4 protein-coding genes are annotated in these 11,243 nt (G+C 64.8%); 3 read left to right on the forward strand and 1 reads right to left on the reverse strand.

The window, feature by feature from the left end:
• Window positions 1–66 precede the first annotated feature (66 nt).
• The 3 genes from BI327_RS13505 to BI327_RS13515 all read left to right on the forward strand — a co-directional run bounded on the left by BI327_RS13505 (window position 67) and on the right by BI327_RS13515 (window position 4,718).
• Window positions 67–2,220, forward strand: a complete 2,154-nt coding sequence (locus BI327_RS13505; protein ID WP_076860809.1) for a type I secretion system permease/ATPase — start codon at window positions 67–69, stop codon at window positions 2,218–2,220.
• Between the two features lie 12 nt (window positions 2,221–2,232).
• Window positions 2,233–3,483: an HlyD family type I secretion periplasmic adaptor subunit gene (locus BI327_RS13510; protein WP_076860665.1), complete on the forward strand. Its 1,251-nt coding sequence runs from the start codon at window positions 2,233–2,235 to the stop codon at window positions 3,481–3,483.
• Window positions 3,484–3,704: 221 nt separating this feature from the next.
• Window positions 3,705–4,718 (forward strand): transglutaminase-like cysteine peptidase, encoded by a 1,014-nt coding sequence (locus BI327_RS13515; RefSeq protein WP_076860666.1) that lies wholly within the window; start codon window positions 3,705–3,707, stop codon window positions 4,716–4,718.
• A 19-nt stretch (window positions 4,719–4,737) separates the two neighbouring features.
• On the opposite strand, the gene BI327_RS42290 is transcribed toward BI327_RS13515, so the two are convergent.
• Complete coding sequence (locus BI327_RS42290) at window positions 4,738–11,205, reverse strand: hypothetical protein (protein WP_210191193.1); 6,468 nt, start codon at window positions 11,203–11,205, stop codon at window positions 4,738–4,740.
• Between the last annotated feature and the right edge of the window lie 38 nt (window positions 11,206–11,243).

Consider the following 11,243-nt stretch of genomic DNA (forward strand, 5'->3'; position numbering starts at 1 on the left):
GACGCCGGCCGCCCCTCGCCGGACGATTCAACCTCAAAGCCAGTCGAGACAAGTCGACCGCGTGCACTGGGCGACGATCCGCTCACCGCGTCGCTGGCATATCTCGCCGCTCACCACGGCCGCGCGGTCAGCCGCGAAGCTCTGCTCGGCGGACTTCCGATCACGGACGGCCGCTTGTCCGTCTCGCTCTACGACCGCGCGGCCAGGCGGGCGAGCCTGGAGACCGAGGCCGTCAAGCGCGACATTTCGGACATTCCCGCGCTGGTGTTGCCGGCCGTTCTCATCATGAAGGACGGCTCTGCGCTGATCCTGCTGGGTGTCGACCCCGCGAACAAGACGATCAGGATCGTTGATCCGGCGACGCCGAACGCCCCGCGCGTCACCGACATCGCCTCGGTCGCACCTGACTATACCGGCTACGCGTTCCTGGTGAGAAGCTCTGCGCGCGCCGATGCGCGCGCCCTCGCCGCAGGGGACATTCCCCAGAGCCACTGGTTCTGGTCGGTGGTGAAGACGCACTGGCGCAGCTACGGCCACATCGCGATCGCCGCCTTTCTGACCAACATCCTCGCGCTGGCGACGCCGCTGTTTACGATGAGCGTCTATGACCGCGTCATCCCCAATGGCGCGATCCCCTCGCTGATCGCCCTCTCGATCGGCATGGGTCTCGGCATCCTGTTCGATTTCGTCTTCCGCATGGTCCGCAGCCGCATGATCGACGTGACGGGCAAGACCATCGACGTCGTGCTCGCCGCCAACATCTTCGAGCATGTGATGGCCGTAAAGATGGCGCAACGGCCGACCTCGGTCGGCATCATCGCCAATCAGCTCCGGGACTTTGACTCGGTGCGCGAGTTCTTCACGTCCGGCAGCGTGGTTTCGGCGACCGACCTGCTGTTTGCCGTCCTGTTTGTCGGAGTGCTGTTCATCATCGCCGGACCGCTAGCATGGATCCCGCTGATCATGCTCCCCCTCGTCATGCTGATCGGCTTCCTGCTGCAACGCCCGCTTGATCGCGCCATGAAGCGCCTGCAGGCCGAGTCCGCCGCCCGCCACGGCGTGCTGGTCGAATCCCTGTCCAGCCTGGAAACCGTCCGCGCGACCGGCGCCGAGGCCCGCATGCAGACCTTGTGGGAGCGTTCGGTCGCGGCGACCGCCCGATCGGGCGAGGACGTCCACTTCTGGTCGTCGATGTCGCTGACGAGCGCAGCCACGGCCCAGCAGATCACGAGCCTGCTGCTCGTCATCGTCGGCATTTTCCTGATCCTCGACGGCAAGCTGAGCGTCGGCGCGCTGGTCGCCGCGAACATGCTCGCCGGCCGCGTCCTGGCGCCGATCGCGGGCATCGCCTCCGTGATCACCAAGGGAACGCAGACGATGACCGCTCTCAAGGCGATCGATCGCATCATGTCGATCGAGCGGGAACGATCGCCGACCCGATCCTATGTCGCAAGGCGGATCGACGACGGCAAGGTCGCGTTCGAGAACGTGTCGTTCGCCTACCCCAACGCGCCGGGCAACGCGCTCGAAAAAGTCAGCTTCAAGATCGAGGGCGGCGAAAGGGTCGGCATCATCGGCCGGGTCGGATCGGGCAAGACCACGGTCGGCAGGCTGCTGCTCGGATTCTACGAGCCGAAGGAAGGCCGCATCATGGTCGATGGCGTGGACTCGCGCCAATACGATCCGTCGGACCTGCGCGCCGGCATCGGCTTTGCGATGCAGGATACCGACCTGTTCTTCGGCAAGCTGCGCGACAACATCGCCCTCGGCAAGCCGGAGGCGACCGACGAGGAGATCCTGCTTGCCGCGCGGCTCTCCGGCGTCGAGAGCTTCATCGCCGGCCACCCCATGGGCTATGACATGCCGATCTCCGAAGGCGGGCGCAGCCTGTCGGGCGGCCAGAAACAGGCCATCGGGCTCGCGCGCGTCCTGATCCGCAAGCCTCGCGTGCTGTTTCTCGATGAACCGACCGCGCATTTCGATATTCGCAGCGAGCAGGAATTCCTCGAGCGCCTCAAGGGGCTGCGCGACGAGCGCATGACCATCATCATTTCGACCCATCGCCTGTCATTGCTGAACATGGTCGATCGCCTGCTGCTGTTCGACAATGGCCGCCTGGTTGCCGACGGCCCGCGCGACAAGGTGCTCGCCCTGCTGCAGGGCAAGCCCGCGTCGACCCCGCCGTCGCCTGAGAATACGATCCAGCCGAAATCTGCATAACGAGCGAATATTATGGCGTCTTCCGATTTTGCGTTTGCAAATGACATCCGGTCCGCGGCGCTGCTGCGCACGCCCCGCACCTCCCGCATGCTGCTGTGGACGTCGTGCGCGCTGCTCGCGACGTTTCTGGTCTGGGCGCATTTCGCCGTGCTGGACGAGGTCAAGCGCGGCAGCGGCCGCGTCGTGCCGTCGCGGCAGATGCAGGTGGTGCAATCGCTCGAGGGCGGCATCGTCGGCGACATCCTGGTCCGCGAAGGCGACATCGTTCAGCAGGGCCAGTCGCTGATGCGCATCGACGATACCAAATTCGCCTCCGAGTTCGGCGAGATCCGCGAGCGCCGCGCTGCGATGGCGGCGCGGGTCGCCCGCCTCGACGCCGAGGCGCGCGGCCGAAGCGAGATCACCTTCCCGGATGATCTCGACAAGATGGTTCCCGCCGCCGTTGCGACCGAGACCAGCGTGTTCAAGATGCGGGGGCAGAAGGTCGCGCAGGACATCGACGTGCTCAATCAGCAGGTCACTCGCCTCACCGGCTCCCTCAAGCTGCTGGAGCGCGAGCAGACCCTGACACGCAAGCTCTATGAGCAGAAGGTCGTGCCCGAGATCGAGATGCTGCGACTAGACCGGCAGGCAACCGAGATGAAGGGCCAGCTGGCTGAGGCGCAATCGAAGATCGCCAACATCACCACCTCGTTCCGCTCGCAGGCCGACGAGGACCTGGCGAAATCACGCGGCGACCTCGCCGTGCTCGACGAGAACATCAAGTCCGCCCAGGACCGGGTGCGCCGCACGGATCTGAAGGCGCCGGTTCACGGCATCGTCAACAAGCTGAACGTCAGCACCATTGGCGCCGTCGTGGCGCCCGGCGCCAACCTCATGGATATCGTGCCGCTGGACGACACGCTGCTGGTCGAAGGCCGCATCCGTCCGCAGGACATCGCCTTCATCCGTCCCGACCAGGACGCGGTGGTGAAGATCAGCGCCTATGATTCCTCGGTGTACGGATCGCTGAAGGGCAAGGTCGAACGCATCAGCGCCGATACGATCGTCGACGACAAGGCGGAACGGACCGAACGTCAGGAGACCTTTTACCGGGTCATGGTGCGCACCGATAAGAACCATCTCGGCACCGAGCAGCATCCACTGCCGATCATTCCGGGCATGGTGACCACGGTCGAAGTCCTGACCGGCGAGAAGTCCGTGCTGGATTACATCGTGAAGCCCGCCCGCCTGCTGCGTGACGAGGCCCTGCGCGAGCGTTGATCGGGACCATGGAGCGCGTGGTTAACCGATCGTGACCATCGGTCGTTCAATTTCGAACGAACCGGCAAACCGTGGATTGACCGCCTTTCCGACAATCCCTGGAGCCGGACGCTCCACTTAACCCGGCTTAAGCGGCCAAGACACCAGTCTGCGTCCCGATAACAGCGGGGACGCAGATCGACGCACAGACGTTGACGGTCCCCGACATTGGGGACGTCATTATGAAGTCGGTGAAGTTGGCCTCGTCGGCGCTGATCGCCGTGGCCGCATTTTCAATCAGTCTTTGCGTCGCGTCGTCCGCGTTTGCCGCGGACGAGCTTTCTCTCGGCACCCCCTCGAGCGAGCTCGCACCGGCGTCGGACGCCGCAGCGAACCGCCCGCCCGCCACCTTCTTCACCATCACTGACGTCCTCGCCAAGCTCGACCGGCAGCGCGGACGTGGTCCGAACGCCATTCGCACCGCCTCGCTGACGCCGCCGAACACCGCGACCGACGCCCTGCCCGCGTCAAAACCGCTTCCGCCTGTCGGCGCGGAGCCGTTCGGCCTGTTCACCTTTCGCGCGCCGGAAAACGGCCTGTGGCGCAAATGGCGCGGCCTCGAAGCCGATCTCACAAAGGAGCGGATCGTGCTCGAGCAATGCCGGGAGAACGCGACCGGCTGCCCACCCAATGCCGCGCAATTCCTCCGCCTGATCAACGCGGTCAAGTCCAAGTCCGGACGCGAGCGGCTGAATGAGGCGAACCGCGCCGTCAACCAGGCGGTCCGCTATGTCAGCGACTTCGCCCAGCACGGCGAGGCCGACCGCTGGACCGCTCCGCTCGCCACCTTTGCGACCGGCAAGGGCGATTGCGAGGACTATGCGATCGCAAAATACATCGCACTCAGCGAAGCCGGCTTCGCGCGCGAGGATCTGCGCCTGGTGCTGGGCCGCGATCGCGCCATCCGCCAGGATCACGCCGTGCTGGCGGCGCGTCTCGACGGCCATTGGCTGATCCTGGACAGCCGCCGCTCCGACCTGATCGACGACGGCGAGCTCGATAACTTCACGCCGATGTTTGCGATCAACGACCACGGCGTGCAGCTGTTTGCCGCTCCCTACGCCAAGCGGCTCCCGCTCGGCGACGAGCTCGACGCAGCTCCCGCGGCGGCAAATACGGACGACGCTGATTGGACAGGTACCGAGGCTTTCAGCGGCAGCGGCGCCCAGTTGCCTGGACTGCCGCTGCTGCTTTGACCGTTCGCCTTGCTAGCTGCTAGGCGATATGGATCGCGGCAGCCACGGCCGCGGCCGCGGGCGGAACGCCGGTCGACATATGCGCGAGCAGGATCTGATCCGATCCGTTTCCAGCGGCCGAGTACCACAGATTGTGATTCTGGGTGTCGTAGTAGAATTTGTCTCCGCTAGCGCTTTCCTGCCAGGCCACGCCGCCATTCGTCGGTGCTCCAACTCCCGAATTGAACTGGGTCGCAGCATTGATGAGGCCGGCATTGCTGATCGTGAGATTCTGACTGGCAACGTCGACCACAATCGAGTCGGTTCCCGACGCACCGAAGTCCATGGTGACCCCTGCCGCGCCGGCTTTGCCCTGCAGCACATAGGTATCGTTGCCGCCGTTGCCGTTGAGGGTGTCGACGCCAGTACGGCTGGCAATCAACACGTCATTGCCTGCCCCGCCATTCAGAACATCCGTGCCAATCCCGCTGCCGGCGCCGCCGTCGAGGATGCTTCCGCCAGGCGCCGCGGTAAGGGTATCGGCGTACTGGGTTCCGATGATATTCTCGATGCCCTTGATGACGTCTCCGGCCGCCGCCCCGCCGACGACTGCAGCAATCGTATCCGTCTCCGCCGTGAGATTGATCGTAATGCCGGTGCCGCCGATCGTATTGCCGTAATCGACCGTGTCGCTATGCCCAACGCCTCCGACCAGAGTGTCGGCCTTGGAGCTCGCGACGAGGACTTCGCTGGCGCCGTCCGTTCCGGTCAGATTGTAGCCGCCGGCGCCGTTGGCGGTGCCGACCAGGGTGACCGACAAATCGGTCGCGGCAGTCGCCGTATCGCCGTCGTAATCGGTGAGCGTCGGCGCAAACGTCAGGGTCGTCGTCCCGACTTGTGACGAACCGCTGATGCTGGTGACGAGCACCTTATCGTCGGCATTGGTAAAGTCGTGGAAGCTACCGTTATAGAACTGGATCGAGCCGCCGACGTTTTCAACGTCGATTCGGCCGAATGCAGCAAAGTTACCGATGCTGTCGACAGCGCCATTGGCCGTTCCCCAATGCGCTGCATCCACCACGATCGGTGTACCGTCGGCCTGCTGGATGAGTTCCGACGCGATAACCGCGCCGGTATCGTCCTTGATGGTGATCAGGAACGCTTCCAGCGTTCCGTTGCTCTTGCCGATACCGATCGTAACGGAGTTCTGGTCGCCGACCCGAGCGGAATCTCCGGCGATATTATTGAACTGGAAGAAGACCGTCTCGCCGGTGTCGAGGTTTCCGTTGTTGAGGGCGAGGCCGCCACTTCCACCCTGATTGATGAAGATCGAGTTGTGGTTCGGGTTGGTATCGAACTGATTATAGCCATCGATCAGGATGCTACGGCCAGCGATGTTGTCACTGCCAACTTGCTGAGTAAACACCCCGTTTGTGATGGTTGCGTAGTCTTCGTTGCCCGATGGCAGGCCCTTGCTGAAGGTGAACGGCTGGAACGTCTGCAAGCTGTTCGACACCAGATGGAAATCATAGGTCCCATCCAGCGACATCGTCAGCGTGAAGAACTCGTTGTTCCCCAATCCCGCCTGCGCATCCGCAAGCGAAGAATACGCGAACATTTCCGACGTGTGGGCCGCCGAGTCGAAATGGACGTACTCGTAGAAGGTATAGGCGTTGGCCCCGCTTGAGACCTTTACCGAGAAGATTTCCTCGTTCGCGGCGTTATGCGTGCCGGTGTCGGTGACCGTATAGGTCTCGCCCGCCGGCGCCGTGCCCATGGTGATCCCGATGGTGCCTGGCTCGTCGGCACCAACGGACGGCTGCCACGTGCCGTGGGCGTCCGTGTTGACGATACTCGGCATGATGGCGTTCTGGATCGAGCCGATCGTCGGAACGTCGTTCTCGATCGCGATCACCGCACCATTGTCCAGTTGCAACTTGTCGCCGTCGCTATCGGTGACGACGAACGCCTTGGCGATATCGATGGTGACGCTCGCATCATTGTCACCGCTGGGCGCATTCAGCGGCAGATGATCCACCTGATCCATCAGGCTGAACGTATAGGTTCCGGCGCCGTTGTCCTTCAGGGTGAAGACCACCCGGCCGCCGGCCATGCCGTCGATTTCGGTCGCGCTCACGACATGCCAGGTAACCGAGACGCCCTTGGACTGAAGTCCTGTCGCGGTCCCCTCGATGCCCTGAGCTGCGCCAGCGAGCGCAACGGTACCCGCCGAGTCCGCGCCGATGCTGACAAGGGACAGGATCTGCGCCGCCGTATAGGTCGCCGTGACCGTCGTATGACCAACCTCCGGGTTGCCAACCGACTGCCCGTTCGAATTGGCGATCGTCAGACCGTCCTCATAGACCGTCTGCGTGGCCAATGTGGTGCTGTTGTTGATCGGCGCGTCGTTCTGGATCGTCACCGTCGCGCCGTTGTCGATCACGACCTTGTCGCCGTCGCTATCGGTCGCCGTGAACACGTTGTTCAGGTTCAGCGTCGTGGTGTTGGCTTCGCCGGTGCCGTTGTCGACGTGCTCGAGCAGCGTGAACGTGAACACGTCGTCCGCCGTGCCGAGGACCCCGTCGGCCCCCACACCGCGAACCAGCGTGAACACCTTGTCACCATTGTTCGGGCCGCCCGAGACGATGCCGTCGATCTCGTTGGCGCTGACATAGCTCCACACGATGTTGTGCACCGGGCCGCCAAAATACTCCGACTGCGTCAGACCCGTGTTGCCGGAGATCGCGCTGTTGAAGCCGATCACGAGAGGCGCATCCGCACCCGCGTTGACCAGGCTACCCAATTGCGTGCTGGTGAACGTCGCAATGGTCGGCTGCGCGCCGCCGTCGGGGTTGCCCGCCGACTGGTGGCCGGCGATCGCCGCCAGGGTGTCCTCGAACACCGCCGCGGTCACCGTGTTGGTGTTCTGGGTCGGGGCGTCGTTCTGGATCGTCACCGTCGCGCCATTGTCGATCACAATGACGTCGCCGTCGGTGTCGGTCGTCGTGAACACGTTGTTCAGGTTCAGCGTCGTGGTGTTGGCTTCGCCGGTGCCGTTGTCGACATGCTCGAGCAGCGTGAAGGTGAAGTCGCCGCCGGCCGTCTTGACCAGCGTGAACACCTTGTCGCCGTTGTTCGGGCCGCCCAAGACGATGCCGTCGATCTCGGTGGCGCTGACATAGCTCCACACGATGTTGTGCACCGGGCCACCAAAATACTCCGACTGCGTCAGACCCGTGTTGCCGGAGATCGCACTGTTGAAGCCGAGCAACAGCGTCGGCGCATCGGCGCCGGCATTGACCAGGCTCGCGATCTGCGCCGCCGTGAACGTCGCAATGGTCGGCTGTGCGCCGCCGTCGGGATTGCCCGCCGACTGATGGCCTGCAATCGCCGCCAGCGTGTCCTCGAACACCGCCGCGGTCACCGTGTTGGTGTTCTGGGTCGGCGCATCGTTCTGGATCGTCACCGTGGCGCCATTGTCGATCACGATGACGTCGCCGTCGGTGTCGGTCGCCGTGAACACGTTGTTCAGGTTCAGCGTCGTGGTGTTGGCTTCACCGGTGCCGTTGTCGACATGCTCCAGCAGCGTGAAGGTAAAGTCGCCGCCGGCCGTCTTGACCAGCGTGAACACCTTGTCGCCATTGTTCGGGCCACCCGAGACGATGCCGTCGACTTCGGTGGCGCTGACATAGCTCCACACGATCTTGTAGGCGGTGCCGCCGAACACCGCGGTCTGGGTCAGACCGGTGTCGCCGGTGATCGCACTGTTGAAGCCGAGCAGCAGCGTCGGCGCGTCGGCGCCGGCATTGACCAGGCTCGCGATCTGCGCCGCCGTGAACGTCGCAATGGTCGGCTGCGCGCCGCCGTCGGGATTGCCGGCCGACTGGTGGCCGGCGATCGCCGCCAGGGTGTCCTCGAACACCGCCGCCGTCACCGTGTTGGTGTTCTGCGTCGGGGCGTCGTTCTGGATCGTGACCGTCGCGCCATTGTCGATCACGATGACGTCGCCGTCGGTGTCGGTCGCCGTGAACACGTTGTTCAGGTTCAGCGTCGTGGTGTTGGCTTCGCCGGTGCCGTTGTCGACATGCTCGAGCAGCGTGAAGGTGAAGTCGCCGCCGGCCGTCTTGACCAGCGTGAACACCTTGTCGCCGGCATTCGGGCTGCCGCTTGCCGGGKCGACGATGCCGTCGACCTCGGTGGCGCTGACATAGCTCCACACGATCTTGTAGGCCGTGCCGCCGAACACCGTGCTCTGCGTCAGACCGGTGTCGCCGGTGATCGCGCTGTTGAAGCCGAGCAGCAGCGTCGGCGCGTCGGCGCCGGCATTGACCAGGCTTGCGATCTGCGCCGCGGTGAACGTCGCAATCGTCGGCTGGGCGCCGCCGTCGGGATTGCCGGCCGACTGGTGGCCGGCGATCGCCGCCAGGGTGTCCTCGAACACCGCCGCCGTCACCGTGTTGGTGTTCTGCGTCGGGGCGTCGTTCTGGATCGAGACCGTGGCGCCATTGTCGATCACGATGACGTCGCCGTCGGTGTCGGTCGCCGTGAACACGTTGTTCAGGTTCAGCGTCGTGGTGTTGGCCTCGCCGGTGCCGTTGTCGACATGCTCGAGCAGCGTGAAGGTGAAGTCGCCGCCGGCCGTCTTGACCAGCGTGAACACCTTGTCGCCGTTGTTCGGGCCGCCCGACACGATGCCGTCGACCTCGGTGGCGCTGACATAGCTCCAGACGATCTTGTAGGCGGTGCCGCCGAACACCGCGGTCTGGGTCAGACCGGTGTCGCCGGTGATCGCGCTGTTGAAGCCGAGCAGCAGCGTCGGCGCGTCGGCGCCGGCATTGACCAGGCTTGCGATCTGCGCCGCGGTGAACGTCGCAATCGTCGGCTGGGCGCCGCCGTCGGGATTGCCCGCCGACTGGTGGCCGGCGATCGCCGCCAGGGTGTCCTCGAACACCGCTGCGGTCACCGTGTTGGTGTTCTGCGTCGGGGCGTCGTTCTGGATCGTGACCGTCGCGCCATTGTCGATCACGATGACGTCGCCGTCGGTGTCGGTCGCCGTGAACACGTTGTTCAGGTTCAGCGTCGTGGTGTTGGCCTCGCCGGTGCCGTTGTCGACATGCTCGAGCAGCGTGAASGTGAAGTCGCCGCCGGCGGTCTTGACCAGCGTGAACACCTTGTCGCCGGCATTCGGGCTGCCGCTTGCCGGGTCGACGATGCCGTCGACCTCGGTGGCGCTGACATAGCTCCACACGATCTTGTAGGCCGTGCCGCCGAACACCGCGGTCTGGGTCAGACCGGTGTCGCCGGTGATCGCACTGTTGAAGCCGAGCAGCAGCGTCGGCGCGTCGGCGCCGGCATTGACCAGGCTCGCGATCTGCGCCGCCGTGAACGTCGCAATGGTCGGCTGCGCGCCGCCGTCGGGATTGCCGGCCGACTGGTGGCCGGCGATCGCCGCCAGGGTGTCCTCGAACACCGCCGCCGTCACCGTGTTGGTGTTCTGGGTCGGCGCATCGTTCTGGATCGAGACCGTCGCGCCATTGTCGATCACGATGACGTCGCCGTCGGTATCGGTCGCCGTGAACACGTTGTTCAGGTTCAGCGTCGTGGTGTTGGCCTCGCCGGTGCCGTTGTCGACATGCTCGAGCAGCGTGAAGGTGAAGTCGCCGCCGGCCGTCTTGACCAGCGTGAACACCTTGTCGCCGGCATTCGGGCTGCCGCTTGCCGGGTCGACGATGCCGTCGACCTCGGTGGCGCTGACATAGCTCCACACGATCTTGTAGGCGGTGCCGCCGAACACCGCGGTCTGGGTCAGCCCGGTGTCGCCGGTGATCGCGCTGTTGAAGCCGAGCAGCAGCGTCGGCGCGTCGGCGCCGGCATTGACCAGGCTTGCGATCTGCGCCGCGGTGAACGTCGCGATGGTCGGCTGCGCGCCGCCGTCCGGGTTGCCCGCCGACTGGTGGCCGGCGATCGCCGCCAGGGTGTCCTCGAACACCGCCGCGGTCACCGTGTTGGTGTTCTGCGTCGGGGCGTCGTTCTGGATCGTGACCGTGGCGCCATTGTCGATCACRATGACGTCGCCGTCGGTGTCGGTCGCCGTGAACACGTTGTTCAGGTTCAGCGTCGTGGTGTTGGCTTCGCCGGTGCCGTTGTCGACATGCTCGAGCAGCGTGAAGGTGAAGTCGCCGCCGGCGGTCTTGACCAGCGTGAACACCTTGTCGCCGGCGTTCGGGCTGCCGCTCGCCGGGTCGACGATGCCGTCGACCTCGGTGGCGCTGACATAGCTCCACACGATCTTGTAGGCGGTGCCGCCGAACACCGCGGTCTGGGTCAGACCGGTGTCGCCGGTGATCGCACTGTTGAAGCCGAGCAGCAGCGTCGGCGCATCGGCGCCGGCATTGACCAGGCTTGCGATCTGCGCCGCCGTGAACGTCGCAATGGTCGGCTGCGCGCCGCCGTCGGGATTGCCCGCCGACTGATGGCCGGCGATCGCCGCCAGGGTGTCCTCGAACACCGCCGCCGTCACCGTGTTGGTGTTCTGCGTCGGGGCGT

The organism is Bradyrhizobium mercantei, assembly GCF_001982635.1.
Lineage (GTDB): Bacteria > Pseudomonadota > Alphaproteobacteria > Rhizobiales > Xanthobacteraceae > Bradyrhizobium > Bradyrhizobium mercantei.